The sequence below is a fragment of the Corynebacterium sp. MSK008 genome (assembly GCF_030232585.1).
Lineage (GTDB): Bacteria > Actinomycetota > Actinomycetes > Mycobacteriales > Mycobacteriaceae > Corynebacterium.
The window spans coordinates 1-14,067 of record NZ_JASPJX010000012.1 but is presented as its reverse complement, the minus strand read 5'-3'; the positions used below and the strand labels follow the sequence as shown (position 1 = coordinate 14,067).

The window sequence follows — 14,067 nt, the reverse complement described above, 5'->3', positions numbered from 1 at the left end:
TCGGCAGTGTATCGGGTGCCGTGTGCCCGCCCGGCGCTTACGTCCAGTTCGAGGCGGCGACCACCGCCGGGTCCACTTCGAGCCCTGTCCAGGACACGTCTAGTCGTCCGAGCGCCTCCGGTTGCTCCGTTTCCACGGCCTTGGCCTTGTACAACTCCAGCAGGGCCAGGAAGCGGCCCACCACCTCCATGGATCTGGTGCAGTCGCGAGTGAGCGCAGCGAACGTCAGCCACGAACCGGTGCCGGCGAGCTTCAGCGTGTTCAGAATCTTGCCTGCCTGCTCCGGCACGGATACCGCCTGCGCATGCAGGTGGTCGGTGCGCACCTCCTCCGGCGGGCGGGGGCGGAAAACGCTAGCCGCCAGTTCGGCGAAACTGGCCGGGGTGTGCCCCAGATCCACCGGGGGCAGCAGGTCCACAAACCGCGGCTCCATGGACACCGCCCGCGGGTAGCGCCGCAGCGCGTGCTTTTGCCACTCGGCGAACTGGTCGGCCACGCGCTGGTAGGCGCGGTACTGCAGCAGGCGGGCGAACAGCAGATCGCGGGCTTCCAGCAGCTCCAGGTCCTCGATGTTCTCGCCGTCATTGCCCGGCAGCAGCCGCGCGGTCTTCAGGTCGAGCAGGGTGGCCGCGACGACGAGGAACTCAGTGACCTCGTCCAACGCCTCTGTCTCCCCGAGCGCACGGGTATACGCGATGAACTCGTCGGTCACCTCTGCGAGCGCCACCTCAGTCACGTCCAGCTTCTTCGACTGGATCAGCGTGAGCAGCAGGTCGAACGGCCCCTCAAAGTTCTGCAGAGCCAGGGTGAACCCTGTGATCTCCGGCTGGGGGTACTGCTCGGGCGCTGCCGCCGCCACTAGCTGGTGCGCTCCAGCACCTCGAGCGCCAAATTGCGGTATTGATCCGCGCCCTGGGAGTTCGGCGCCCAGGTGATGATCGGCTCGCCGGCCACAGACGTCTCGGGGAAGCGCACGGTGCGGGTGATCACGGTGTCGAAGACGCGCTCTCCGAAGACCTCTACCACCCGGTCCATCACCTCGCGGGCGTGGGTGGTGCGGCGGTCGAACATGGTCACCAGGATGCCCACGATGTCCAGATCGAAGTTGATGCGGTCGCGCACCTTCTCCACCGTGTCCGTGAGCAGCGCCAGTCCGCGCAGAGAGAAGTACTCGCACTCCATTGGGATGATCACGCCGTGCGAGCAGGCCAGCGCGTTAACAGTGAGCAATCCGAGGGAAGGCCCACAATCGAGGATGATGAAGTCGTATTCGTTGCGCACCGGGCGCAGCGCGCGGGCCAGGGTGTGCTCGCGACCAACCTCGTTGACAAGCTGGATTTCTGCCGCCGACAGGTCGATGTTGGCGGGAACCACGTCCAGCCCGGAGACGTTGGTCGTGTTGATCGCGGCGTGGATGCTTGCGGTGTTGTCGAACAGCAAGTCGTAGACGGTGACCTGGTCTTCCTCGTAGGACACGCCCAGACCTGCGGAAAGCGCACCCTGCGGGTCCAAGTCCACCAGCAGCACCTTGCGGCCTTGCTCCGCCAGGCACGCACCGAGGTTGATCGTGGAGGTGGTCTTACCCACCCCGCCTTTCTGGTTGACCATGGAGATCACCGTGGCGGGCCCGTGCTTGTCCAGCTCCTTCGGCTGGGCGAACTCGCGCCACGGCCGCCCGGTCAGAAACGTCTTCTGGTCCGCAGCGTCAAACAGCGCCTCGTCCGCCATGGCCGGTCCTTCCCTCAATCACGTCCAAACCCTTGACTTCCGCCATCTTACAACGTTGTCATTACGCCTGCCCGCGCCTCCGGCGCAGGAACACAACCAGCAGCGCGATTGCTGCCAGCAACGCAGCTCCTGCAATTGCAAGCGGAAGCACATCGCTTATCGACGAACTCTCGTCAACCCCACGACCTTGACCATCCTGGTTCGCGTAGTCGCCGTACTGGTTGTCCGCATTGCTGTCTCCGGCCCGCTCCACCTGGACGTTGGTGGAGGTGATCACCGCGACGAAATCCGCCTTGCCGTCGCGCACCATTTCCATAATGAACGGGTTGTCCGGCGTTTGCCCTTCCGGGTACGTGAGGGTAATCGTGCGGCCGGCCTTGTCGATGTCGCGCTCCACGCCCTCAATGATCTGGCCATTGACGTCCAGGTAGCGCAGCGTGGCACCCTCCGTGTCGTAGCTGGCGTACTTCATCAGGTCCTTGACACGGCTCAGCGGTACCTTCACCACGATCGTGTTGTCTCGAATTTCGCCATCGAAGTACAGCTTGGTCGCGGCAGCATCGTCAGCGGGCTCCGCCTTGGACCGCGACGGGTGCGACACTGCCGGGGCGCTTCCGCCACCAGCACTGCCAGCGTTGCCCGCACCGCCAGACTCGCCGGCTTGACCACCTTGACTGTCATTGGCGCCGCCGTCGGCGTCGTTATCGGAAGCTCCTCCCCCGGCAGCGGCGCCGCCTGCTCCCCCGCCGGACTCTCCGGATCCAGCACCAGTATCCCCGCCGACATCTGCGGATCCGTCACCGACGGCAACCAGGTTCACCGTCGCCGAGTAGCCGCCAGCGCTAGCCGGCACCGCCGCCGTAGCCCCCGGCTGGTTCGGCGCGCTCACGGTCACGGACGTGCCGGACGAGGTCACCGTCCACCCGCCAGAGGAATAGTTCACGTCCACAGGAACGCCCACGTCCACAGTCGTGCTCTCGCCTGCCGGCACGGAAATCTCGCCGGGGATCATGGACTGCACCTCCTCCGGGCTCATCCCGCCCGGAAGCTGCGCGTTCGCCACCGGAGCGATCGGTGCCGCGAGTAATAGCGCGGCGGGCACGGCGAGCAGCGCAGCGCGGCGCGTGCTGTGCGGTGTAGAGGATGCGGGTCGCATGGTTAGTTCTCCCGTTAATTGCGTACGTCAATCAAGCAGCCGAGTTTACGCACGCGGGTGCGTACTGCGCCAAACTTCGCGCAGGTTATCGGCTGTGATGTGGGTGTAAATCTGCGTGGTGGTCACTGAGGCATGACCGAGGAGTTCCTGGACGCTTCGCACGTCCGCCCCGCCTTCCAGCAGGTGCGTGGCAAACGAGTGCCGCAGTGTGTGCGGCGAGATGTCCTTGTCAATCCCCGCCCGGGCCGCCGCTGCCTTGATCGCGTTCCACGCGCTTTGGCGGGACAACGCCCCGCCGCGCTTGTTCAGCAGCAGCGCGTGCGACGTCCCGTTGGCAAACGCCGGGCGGCCGCGCACCAAGTACGCCTCCAGCGCCTCCTGCGCCTTGGACCCCAGCGGCACCAGGCGCTGCTTGTTGCCCTTGCCGGTCACCGCCAGCACTCCGCCGTACTCGCCGTCCAGGGCGGCGTTTGCGTCGTCGACGCTTAAGCCAAGCACCTCGGAGACGCGGGCGCCGGTGGCGTAGAGCGTCTCCAGCAGCGCTTTGTCGCGCAGGCCGGAGGGGGTTTCGGTCGGGCAGGCGTCGAGAAGCTTGGCCACCTCCTCGATGCTCAGGGTGTCCGGAAGGCGCTCTCCGGTCTGCGGCGGCGAGACCTCTGCGGCCGCATCCGCCGGCAGTTCGCCCTCTTCCACCCCGAACTTGTGCAGGCCGCGCGCGACGGTGAGCGCCCGGCCGGCCGAGGACGCGGCCAGGGGCTTCGCCCCGTCCACGCCGCGGCGCAGGTCCGCCACGTATGCCTCGATGTCGGTGGCGGTGACCTGGCTCAGATCGGTTTTGCCCGCCGCCGCAAGCCACGCAGTGTAGCGGTTGACGTCGCGGGTGTAGTTGCTCAGCGTGTGGGGTGAGACTCCCCTCTCAACGGCAAGGTGGGTCAGCCAGCGCTGCGCCAGTGCCTTCGCGTCCACCTGCTAGATCCGCTTCATGTCCGGCACGACGCCCTGCTCTGCGCGGCGGTTGGCCAAGGATGTCGGGCGCAGGCGGAACGGCTCGTCGATAGGCCGGGGTGCCTCACCCCGTGCCACCAGGCGCGCGGCCGCGAGGATGCCGGAGACCGCAATCGAGTTGACCACCTCGCCGCGCAGCGCCTTATCCGCGGCCTCCTCCAGGTCCACCCATGCAAAGCCCATGTCGGCCTCTTCGTTTTCGGCCTCGGGACGTTCCACCTCGTGCAGGCCGCGGGCGATGAACACCCGCACCGTCTCCTCCGCGAAGCCCGGGGAGGTGACCAGATCCACTAGCACGCCCCACTCGTCTGCCGCCAGACCCGCCTCCTCCTGCAGCTCGCGCTTCGCGCAGGTCAGCTCGTCTTCGGCATGCATGTCTAACAGCCCGGCGGGGAGCTCGAGCAGGCGCTCGCCCACGCTGTGGCGGTACTGCTCCACCAGCGCCACACGTCCCTGACTGTCCAGCGCGACCACGGCGACGGCGCCGAAATGCTCGACGATCTCGCGGGCGGCCTCGGTGCCTCCCGGCATGACCACCTGGTCGCGGCGCACCGCGATGATCGGCGCGTCAAGGACGACTTCAGATCCAGTGACAGTGAATTCGTGGCTCATGGGCCCAAGCCTACGAGCCTTAGGCCTCGCCGCCACCACTGGATACCGCGAGCACCGACTTGATGCGCCCGGCCTCGTAATCCACACCGCCGACAGTCTTCACCCCGCTGATGGGGTCGGGCTCACCGTCCTGGGACGCCAGCGCTGTCTTGCCTTCCGCCCCGAGGGCCTTGGCGAAATCGCCGATGACCTTGGCGCCGAAGTCGCTTCCGCGTGCCGGCCCGTCCACGATGACCACCGCGCCGGCCGGCACGATGGAACCGCTGAACTCGATAAACCCGGCCTGCTGCAGCGTCTCCAACACCAGGGTTCGGTCGTCCGGCAGAGTCTTGGATTCGCCCGACGCGCCGTCGTCGAAAAGCACGGCCGCAAGCGATTGACCCGCGTGCAGGCCCGGGGAACGTTCCTCCACGGACAGTTGCGCGCCCGAAGGCAGCGTGTTGGCGACGATGCTGGACAGCTCGTCCGCGCCCGCCTGGTCGGTGAAACGCTCCGTCAACGTCAACTCGCCAGAGTCGGATGCTCCGGCGGCGTTGAGCAGCCAGCGCACGGACTCCACGTCCTCCGAATCCGCCGCGGCCGTGCGCACGATGGTCACCGGAACGTCCTTCAACGCGCCGGAGACGATGGAGCCGGACTCCTGCGCCAGCAAGTCGTTCGCCTCCTCCGCGCGCGCCTCCGCAGCCTCAAACTCCGTGTCGTCCACGGCTGGCTTCGCGGGGGCATCAGCTTTGTATTGGGAGAAACCGAGGTCCACCTTGCCCGGCATCGCCGGTGCCAGCACAAGCGCACCTAACGCGATGCCGAGCGCTGCGCCCCAGCCCAGACCAGCTGCAATCAGGCCCACCCTGCCTTGAGTCTTCGCCATCAGACACTGCCCTCCTAGTTAGTCCAGCCATCGAACCAGCCGCGCACCGTCAGCGCGATGGTGTTCCAGGTGTCTACGAGGTTGTCGGCGAAGTTGCCGTCACCGCCCAGCCCGGCGATCAGGATCGCCGCCGCAGCGGCAACGAGCACGCCGAGGATCGCCCACGCCCAGGCCACCCCCGCGCCGGATTCGACGGCGTACAGGTTGGTGATCACGGAAGAATCCACAATTTTGCGGCCCGCTTTGAGCCGGGCGAGCAGTGCCGCCGGTTCCGTGGCCGGGGTGCCCGCGGTGGTGGCGGAATCGGCGAAGATACGGTCCAGCTCCACCGGCTGGCCCACGGTGACAATCATCTCGGCGTCGTGGAACGTGGCCAGCAAAATGGCCAGGTCAGTCGGTGAATCCGTGGCGGCAGGGAAGGTCATCGCGCCCACGCCGAGGTCCTGAATGCGCTCGAGTCCGGGCGCGTAGCCGTCCGGCTCCGCAGGCAGAATCACCTTCGCGTCCGAGCGCAGGTTCTCCGATGCCACGTCCTTCGGGTCGCCCACGATGATGTCCGGGGCGTAGCCCATGGACGCCAGTGTGTCTGCGGCGGAGCCGACACCGATGACCACCGGCGTGTACTCCTGCATGAAGTTCTTCAACTCTTCCATGCGCTGGCGGGTGTCGGGCGCCGGCGAGACCACCAGCACCTTGCGCTCGGCCATGATGTCGCCGAGCTCCGGGGCGCCGACGCCGTCGATAAGCAGCGCCGCCTCCGAGTGAATGAACTCGATGGTGTTGCCGAAGTAGGCCTCCATGTTCTCCACCAGGCCGCGCTGAGCCTGGGCGAACGTGGCGTCCACCTTTGTGCGGGTCACCGGCTGCGCCTGACCTGCAACCTTGCGCCCCACGGTGATCTGTCCGCCCGGCGAGACCACGGTCTTCTTGCCGTCGCGGATCTTGCCGCGCAACTCCGTGCCGGCTGCCTCGAACAGGGGTACGCCTGCGTCGAGAAGCAGATGTGGGCCGAACGTGGGCAGCGTGCCAGTGGAGTACGGCGCGAGATTAACCACTGCCGCCGGGCGGCGAGCGATGATCTGCTCAGCCAGGCGGCGCTGCAAGTCGGGCGCGTCCACGAACACGATGTCGCCCTCGCCGAGCTTGCCCAGGCCCTTGCCCTGCGGGGTGCAGTCGCGCAAGGTGCCGCGCAGCTCGGCCGCGGGCGGTTCCTTGGTGGGTTCTTGGGCGGAGGGTGCAACAGTCATGCGCACCATTGTGCAACGGTGACCTGCCTGAACCGGGGAGGCGCGCGGAGGCGTTAACCGCGCAACTGCGCCACCTCACCTTGGGCACGCTCGAACAGCTCCGCGGCGTGGGCGCGGCCGGTGTCAGAATCGTCCATGCCCGCCATCATGCGGGCCAGCTCCTCGATGCGCTCCTCCGGCTGCAGCGCCGCAACACCGGAGGTCACGGCCACGTCACCGATGTCCTTGGACACGTGCAGGTGCGTGTCGGCATAGGCGGCCACCTGCGGCAGGTGCGTGACCACAATGACCTGGTTGCCGCGCGCCAGTCGCGCGAGGCGCCGGCCGATCTCCACGGCCGCGCGCCCGCCCACGCCCGCGTCCACCTCGTCGAACACCAGCGTCGCGCCGCTGGAGGATTCGGACAAAATCACCTCGAGCGCGAGCATCACGCGCGACAGCTCGCCGCCGGACGCGCTCGTGGCCAGCGGCTTCGGCTCAAGCGCGCTATTCGGCGCGAGCAGGATCTCCACCGCGTCGGCCCCGTCGCGGCCGTACTGCGCCTGTGCAACGTTGACGGTGAGCTGCGCCTTCGGCATCGCCAGCCCGTGCAGCTCTTTGGTCACCGCCTCGCCCAGCTTCGCCGCGGCCTTGGTGCGCGCCTTCGTCAGCGCGGCGGCGCGCTTTGTCATCGCCTGCTCGAGCTCGGTCACCTTCGCCTTCAGCTTTTCGACGGCACCCTCCGACGTATCGATCTGTGCCAGCCGTGCCCCAGCCTTGTCCCGCCACGCCACCACACCGGCGGCGTCCGGGGCGTATTTGCGGGTCAAGCCTTTGATCTCCTGTTGGCGCTGCAGGAGCCGCTCCAGCTCCTCCGGGTCGGACGGGAGGCTGCCGGTGTAGCTGCCCAGCTCCGCGGAGACGTCCGAGAGCACGCCGGCCACCTCGCCCAGCCTGACCCCCAGGTCCCGCAGCTCCTGGTCGCTGGCGCCTTCAAGCGCCGCCTGCGCACGCCCGATCAGGTCGGAGGCGGGCTCCTCTTCCCCACCGACGCCGCCGACGGCGTCCGCGCCGTCGATAGCCACAAGCGCGGTCTCTGCGGCCTCCCGCAACGCGTCCACATCCTGGAGACGGTTGATGGTGGCCACCAACTCTTCATCCTCGCCGGCCTGCGGGGCTACCGCGTCGATCTCGTCGATGGCGAACTGGAGCCGATCCACCTCCTGTGCCAGCTCCAAGCGCTTTTCGGTGCGCTCCTGCAAATCCTTCGCAGCCTTACGCCAAGCGGCGTACGCCTCACGGTACGCCTCCAGCTTGGCCTGGATAGCCGGGTCGAAGCGGTCGAGCGCGGCCAACTGTTGTTCCGGCGCCATCAACCGCAGCTGGTCGTTCTGACCGTGGATGGTCAGCAGGTGGCCCGCCAACTCACTCAACGTCGCCGCCGGCACCTTTCGCCCGCCGAGGTGGGCGCTGGAACGGCCAGACGCCTTCACCGAGCGCGACACCACGTACTCGCCATTTTCGTCCGGCTCTGCTCCGGCGCCAGCCGCGATGGCGTCGACAGCCTCGCGCACTTCCTCCGGCAACCCTTGCGTGCTAAAGGCACCCTCCACCACCGCGCCGTCGGCGCCGGTGCGCACGCGGGAGGCGTCGGCACGCCCGCCGGTGAGCAGGCGCAGGCCTGTGACCACCATCGTCTTACCCGCGCCCGTCTCGCCCGTGAGCACGGTCAACCCCGGCGACAGCTCAGACGAGGCGTGGCTAATCACGCCAAGGTTGGAGATAGCGATCTCAGCGAGCAAAAACGTGCCTCCCTGTCGGTGCCTTTAAGGCCTGTCAGATTTACGCCCCGCGTGGGCCGCGCCACCCGGAAACCGGGAGTTGGAACTTATCCACGAGCCTGTCCGTGAACGGTCTGTCGTCCAAGCGTACCCACCGCACCCCGCGCTCGCCCCGCGCCACTTCCACGCGCGAGCCAGCCGGCACCGTCAAGCGACGCTGGCCGTCCATCACCGCGGTGGCCTGCGTAGTCTGCCGCTCCGATTCCACCGCCACAGTCGACGTCGGAGCCACCACCAGCGGCTTGGCAAACAGCGCGTGCGCGTTGTTCGGCACCACCAGAATCGCCTCCAGCTGCGGCCACATCACTGGCCCACCGGCGGAAAAGGCGTACGCGGTTGAGCCCGTCGGCGTGGAAATCAGCACGCCGTCGCAGCCGAAGGAGGACACCGGCCGGAAATCCACCTCCAACGTCGCGTCGAGCACGCGGGTGCGGTCGGAGTTTTCGATGCTGCACTCGTTGAGCGCCCAGCTGCGGCCGAGCACCTCCCCGCCCTCGCCGATGACGGACACGTCCAAGGTCATCCGCTCCACCACGCGGTAGGAGCGGTCGATCACCTGGCCGACGACCTTTTCCAGGCTTGAAGCTTCCCCTTCCGCGAGAAAACCCACGTGGCCCAAATTGATGCCAAGCACCGGGATGTCCTGCGCACGCGCGTAGCTCGCCGCCCGCAGAAACGTCCCGTCGCCACCCAACACCAGCACCAGCTCGCAACCCGCGGCGGCGGTGTCTTCCGCCTTGGCGCGGGTCAGCCCGCACAGCACCGGGTTGGTCTCGATGACGTCCATCTGCTCCTGCTCAAGCAGCCGGACCTCGATGCCTGCCTGCTGCAGAAGCTGCGCCGCCCGGGCCGCCGAATCAATGTTGGAGGCCCTGAACAGGTGCGGCACCAGCAGGATCTCGCGGCGTGTTGCATCACCCATCTACTTCGGTCCTTCCTCGATCGCGCGGTTCACCAGTGCGGCCAGTGCGTCGTCGTCAAGCATTTGCTTGCCCCCATCTTTGACCAGCCACAAGAAGTATTCCACGTTGCCGCTCGGCCCCGGCAGCGGGGACGCCGTCGCCCCGCGCACAGACAAGCCCAGCGTCTGCGCAAAACGCGCGACGTCCAGCGTGACCTCCGCGCGCAGCTCCGGCGAGCGCACCACGCCACCGCTGCCGAGGCGGTCCTTGCCCACCTCGAACTGCGGCTTAACCATGGGCAGCATGTCCGCGCCGTCTATCATGCAGTCCACCAGCGCTGGCAGCACCAGTTTCAGCGAGATGAACGACAGGTCGCCCACCATCAGGTCCGCCGGCCCACCCATCATCTCCGAGGTGAGGTTGCGGATGTTGGTGCGGTCCAGCACGCGCACCCGCTCGTCGTTTTGCAGCCGCCACACCAGCTGGCCGTAACCCACATCCACCGCGACGACCTCGCTCGCGCCGCGCGAGAGCAGCACATCGGTAAACCCGCCGGTCGAGGCACCAGCGTCCAACGCCTTTCGCTTCTCGACGGCAAGCCCGCCCCCGCCGAACACCTCAAGCGCGCCAAGCAGCTTATGCGCACCACGCGACGCCCAATCGTCAACGTCATCGGTGTTGACCTTGATGGACGCTTCCGGCTCCACCACCGTCGCCGGCTTCGTCGCCGTGAAGCCACCCACCTGGACGCGGCCTTCCTTGATCCACGTCTGCGCCTGTTCGCGCGAGCGCGCAATCTTGCGGCGGACCAGCTCCGCGTCGAGCCGGGTGCGTTTCGGTGCCACGGTAGCGGCCCCCTTTCTTAACTAATTGTCGGAAAGCGCCTCGTGCAGCACCGCGTGCGCCCGAGTCAGTGCGTCCACCTCGGCTGCGAGGCCGTCCGTCGGCTCCGCCAGAATCGACTCGATGCGCTCGGTAACCTCATCGGCGCTGACCTTCGGTGCGCGTGGGTCGCGGGGAATCGGAGCGGGACTCATCTTGGTCACCACCACTCGGCGAGTGCCGCCTCAGCGGCGTCGGACTCCGCGCGCACCTCAGCCGGCGGCTCCGGCTGCTGCCACGCCACGTCGAGCGCGGTGCGAAGCGCGGCCAAGCCCGATGCGCCGGGGTTGCCGCCGGTCAGGGCGATGGCGGAGCCGTCGATACGCGCCTCGAAGCCCTCCTGTGCACCCGGGGCCAGTGTCTCGGGTGCCTCGCTGAGCCCGCGCATGTCCGCGGCGATGTACGTCGGGCGGTGCTCCTTGGACGCCTGCAGCAGCGCGTGCGGACCGGAAACACCAGTGAGCACATGCAGCGCGGGCATGCCAGCGGCGACACCTCCTGCGATGTCCGTGTCGAGCCTGTCGCCGACAGCGAGCGGTTTCTGTATGCCGCGCGACTTCGCTGCCTGGGTGAACATCGCCGGCTCCGGCTTGCCCGCCGCCTCCGGCTCAACTCCAGTCGCCGACGTCACCGCCGCGACCATGGAGCCGTTGCCCACCATGAAGCCGCGCTCCATCGGCAGTGACGTGTCCAGGTTCGTGGCTAGGTACTTCGCTCCGCGTTGCAGGCTCAGCGCAGCCTCCGACAACTCGCGCCACCCGGTGTCTGGGTTGTGTCCGTGCAGCACTACCTTTGGCGCATCGTCGGCGCTATCCACGACCCGGTAGCCGGCTTCCTGGACGAGATGGCGAAGCGACGGCGCACCCACGACGTAGACCGCATCCCCCTTCTCCAGGTAACGCTCCGCCATAGTCACCGCCGCCATCGCGGACGTGAGCACGTCCTCCTCGCCCGCGTTCAGGTCAATGGCGCGGAGCATCTCTGCGACATCTTTTGCACTGCGCGAAGCGTTGTTGGTCACGTACATCGCTGGCAGCCCGGAGGCGTTAATCGCCTCGACAGCGTGCTCAATCGCCACGCCGCCGGACCAGACAGTGCCGTCGAGGTCCAGCAGCAAGCCGTCATGGTTCGCCGCAAGCGTCATTGCTCTAGCTCAGCTCCGCCACGCGCTCGGACGCGTCGGTCATGCCGTCCACGTCAATCTTGGCCACGTGCTCAAACCACCGCTTCGCCTCAGCCTCCTTACCGGTAGCCAAAAGGGCGTCCGCGTAGGCGTAACTCAGGCGCGCCTGTTCAAGACCCTGGGAATCCAGCGACGGGTTCAAGCGCTGCAGCTGCGCAACGGCCGACTCATGCTGGCCAAGATCATGACGAGCACCAGCCAGGACAATCGCCAGCTCAATCTGGCCGTCCTCGTCCAGCTCGCGCGCCTCCGGGCTGCGGCCAAGCTCCAGCGCCTTTTCCGGACGACCGAGGCCGCGTTCAGCGTCGGCCATCACAGCCAGCAGGCCCGGCCCGCCGGAGATACGCCGTGCTGCGCGCAGCTCAGACAGCGCCTCCTTCCACTCGCCGGCGTGGTACGCAACCACACCGTTGGTTTCGCGCACCACCCCCACACGGCCCGCACGGTTCGTGGCCGCACGCGCGTGCTGCAGTGCCAGTTGCGGGTCGTCGTACAGCAGGTCGGTCGCCATGAGCATATGCTTTGCGACGCGCTCCGCATTATCCTTCGACAGCACCTTCAAATCCTGCAGAACCGAAGGATCCAGGTCGGAGATTTCGAGGCCCTGCGGCAGATCGGGCTCCAGCTCCTTCTGCGCCATGCGGTCCTCACGGAAGCCTTCGCGGCGCGGGTTCGAACGGTCGTGGCGCACACCACCACGGCCCCGGCGGCGGTCCCCGTCGCGTCCGCGGCCCTCGCCACGGCGCTCGCCCCGACGGCCGTCTCCTCGGCGCTCACCTTGGCGGCCGTCCCAGCCCTCGCCTCGTCCGCGGCCTTCACCTCGACGACGGTCCCCGTCCCGACCGCGACCTTCACCACGACCGCCGCCATTTCTGCGAGACCCGCCCTGACCATCACGGTTGCGGGCATCACGGCCACCGCGCTCCCTGCGTGGGCTGTCCTTGCGACCGTTATCGCCGGAAGAGCGCTCTTGCCCTCTTCCCTCGTCCACATCTGCCATTGGGGACCTCCGTTTCTAATCTCGACCATTATAGGAAAGCCAAGCACTCGGGCACATCCGGCTCCCGCCACCTGCAGGTCCGCCACTCAGCCCGAACTCACTGCACCAGCTACCAAGACCAACCCACCCGCTTTTTGCCGCTTTTGTGCACTATTCGACAAAAACGGCCCGCCTACCGACGGCGAACTTACCTGGGTAAAACGCGACAACGACGTCGATTCGTGCAATTCGTGGGTGCGGACCCATTGTTGGGGGTGGTGTTGTCCACAATGCGGAGTCGGGCCCGATCTGTAGTTCGTGGGTGCGCACCAATGATGGGGCCGGCTCTTGTTGTCCGCAATGCGGAGTCTGGACCGGCACCGGGGGTTTTGTGGGTGCGTTGTTGGTCGAGTGGTGGAGGTCGAGTCCATCGGTGTGCGCGGGTGTACTCGACCACCGGTACTCGACTTTCGCCCCACAGTAGGCGTCATCGTGGCTGCGTGTGCTGGCCCCGCGACCTCTATGTGCCCCCAGGTGACAGGTCCCGCCCCACCGGGTGGCAACGCCCCGGCTTGTCGTGGGGTGCACCAATGGTGGGTGGGGTCCGGTTGTCCGCAATGCGGAGTCGGGCCCGATCTGTAGTTCGTGGGTAGACACCCATAGTTGGTGTCGGTCCGGTTGTCCGCAGTGCGGAGTCTAGGCCCGGCCCCGGGCTTTCGTGTGTGGGTTGTTGGTCGAGTAACGGAGGTCGAGTCCAACGGTATACGCGTGCGTACTCGACCACCGGTACTCGACTTCCGCCCCGCAGGAGGGGTCAGCGTGGCGGCGCGTGCTGCCACGCTGACGCCTATGTGCCCCCTGTTGACAGGTCACGACCCGCCGGGTGGTCTCGCCCCGCGGTTTCGTGGGTGTGCGCCAATGGTGGGTTCCACCGTGGTTGTCCGCAATGCGGAGTCTAGGCCCGGCCCCGGGCTTTCGTGTGTGGGTTGTTGGTCGAGTAACGGAGGTCGAGTCCAACGGTATACGCGTGCGTACTCGACCACCGGTACTCGACTTCCGCCCCGCAGGAGGCGTCATCGTGGCAACGCGTGCTGCCCGCGCGACCTCTATGTGGCCCCTGTTGACGGGTCGTGCCCCGCCGGGTGGTCTCGCCCCGCGGTTTCGTGGGGTGTGCACCAATGATGGGTGGTGCTGTGGTTGTCCGCAATGCGGAGTCTAGCCAGGTGGGTTCGGGCTGCGGATATGAAAAAAGGGCACCCGTCGCACAACGATCGTGTTGTGTGGCGGGTGCCTGTGTGTGAAGTTGTTGGGTCGGCGGTAACCTACTCTCCCACTCCCTCCCGGGAGCAGTACCATCGGCGCGGGCGGGCTTAGCTTCCGGGTTCGGAATGGGACCGGGCGTTTCCCCGCCGCCATCAACCACCGACACACCTAGGGGGCATGTGCGGCGCTGTTGTGATCAGCGTGCGTATGCAATTTAAGTCTCGGCCAACCACGTCTTCGGGTTGGTGTGTTGTGTCAGTGACTGCACAGTGGACGCAAGCATGACAATGCTCTTCTTTTGTGTTCGTATTTCGCGGTGTTCACACCCATGATTGGTGTGGCGAAGTGTGTTTATTGGTGTATTAGTACCGGTCGCCTCCACACATTACTGTGCTTCCAGGTCCGGCCTATCAACCCAGTAG

General features: G+C 66.9%; 14 protein-coding genes and 1 rRNA gene. All 15 read right to left on the bottom strand.

The features are described from left to right. Positions 1 to 37: 37 nt before the first annotated feature. Positions 38 to 859 (bottom strand): segregation and condensation protein A, encoded by an 822-nt coding sequence (locus tag QP996_RS09905; protein ID WP_284872467.1) that lies wholly within the window; start codon positions 857 to 859, stop codon positions 38 to 40. Then, a complete protein-coding gene (locus QP996_RS09900; RefSeq protein WP_070473791.1) occupies positions 859 to 1,728 on the bottom strand; it encodes a ParA family protein in 870 nt (289 codons plus the stop codon). The genes QP996_RS09905 and QP996_RS09900 overlap by 1 nt, the downstream gene beginning before the upstream one ends. A gap of 61 nt (positions 1,729 to 1,789) precedes the next feature. Further along, a complete protein-coding gene (locus tag QP996_RS09895; protein ID WP_284872466.1) occupies positions 1,790 to 2,884 on the bottom strand; it encodes a hypothetical protein in 1,095 nt (364 codons plus the stop codon). Positions 2,885 to 2,929: 45 nt separating this feature from the next. Next, positions 2,930 to 3,850, bottom strand: coding sequence for a site-specific tyrosine recombinase XerD (xerD, locus tag QP996_RS09890; RefSeq protein ID WP_284872465.1), 921 nt, complete (start codon positions 3,848 to 3,850; stop codon positions 2,930 to 2,932). A gap of 3 nt (positions 3,851 to 3,853) precedes the next feature. Beyond that, the gene (locus QP996_RS09885; protein ID WP_284872464.1) at positions 3,854 to 4,501 is read right to left on the bottom strand and encodes an NUDIX domain-containing protein; all 648 of its coding nucleotides are present in this window, start codon (positions 4,499 to 4,501) and stop codon (positions 3,854 to 3,856) included. A gap of 19 nt (positions 4,502 to 4,520) precedes the next feature. Beyond that, positions 4,521 to 5,369 (bottom strand): copper transporter, encoded by an 849-nt coding sequence (locus QP996_RS09880; protein WP_284872463.1) that lies wholly within the window; start codon positions 5,367 to 5,369, stop codon positions 4,521 to 4,523. A gap of 14 nt (positions 5,370 to 5,383) precedes the next feature. Continuing rightward, positions 5,384 to 6,616, bottom strand: coding sequence for a putative cytokinetic ring protein SteA (gene steA, locus QP996_RS09875; RefSeq protein ID WP_284872462.1), 1,233 nt, complete (start codon positions 6,614 to 6,616; stop codon positions 5,384 to 5,386). Positions 6,617 to 6,669: 53 nt separating this feature from the next. Further along, a complete protein-coding gene (gene recN, locus QP996_RS09870; protein WP_284872461.1) occupies positions 6,670 to 8,397 on the bottom strand; it encodes a DNA repair protein RecN in 1,728 nt (575 codons plus the stop codon). A 40-nt stretch (positions 8,398 to 8,437) separates the two neighbouring features. Then, positions 8,438 to 9,358 carry an NAD kinase gene (locus QP996_RS09865; RefSeq protein WP_284872460.1) on the bottom strand — a complete coding sequence of 307 codons (921 nt, stop codon included), beginning with the start codon at positions 9,356 to 9,358 and terminating at the stop codon, positions 8,438 to 8,440. Then, a complete protein-coding gene (locus tag QP996_RS09860; protein ID WP_284872459.1) occupies positions 9,359 to 10,183 on the bottom strand; it encodes a TlyA family RNA methyltransferase in 825 nt (274 codons plus the stop codon). 21 nt (positions 10,184 to 10,204) lie between these two features. Next, complete coding sequence (locus QP996_RS09855; protein WP_284872458.1) at positions 10,205 to 10,375, bottom strand: hypothetical protein; 171 nt, start codon at positions 10,373 to 10,375, stop codon at positions 10,205 to 10,207. A 5-nt stretch (positions 10,376 to 10,380) separates the two neighbouring features. After that, positions 10,381 to 11,364, bottom strand: a complete 984-nt coding sequence (locus QP996_RS09850) for an HAD-IIA family hydrolase (protein WP_284872457.1) — start codon at positions 11,362 to 11,364, stop codon at positions 10,381 to 10,383. A 4-nt stretch (positions 11,365 to 11,368) separates the two neighbouring features. Then, positions 11,369 to 12,043, bottom strand: coding sequence for a hypothetical protein (locus QP996_RS09845; protein ID WP_502870223.1), 675 nt, complete (start codon positions 12,041 to 12,043; stop codon positions 11,369 to 11,371). Further along, a complete protein-coding gene (locus QP996_RS11895; RefSeq protein WP_502870222.1) occupies positions 11,962 to 12,432 on the bottom strand; it encodes a hypothetical protein in 471 nt (156 codons plus the stop codon). The genes QP996_RS09845 and QP996_RS11895 overlap by 82 nt, the downstream gene beginning before the upstream one ends. Before the next feature lie 1,259 nt (positions 12,433 to 13,691). Next, positions 13,692 to 13,809: ribosomal RNA gene (gene rrf / locus QP996_RS09840) — 5S ribosomal RNA — on the bottom strand. Positions 13,810 to 14,067 lie beyond the last annotated feature (258 nt).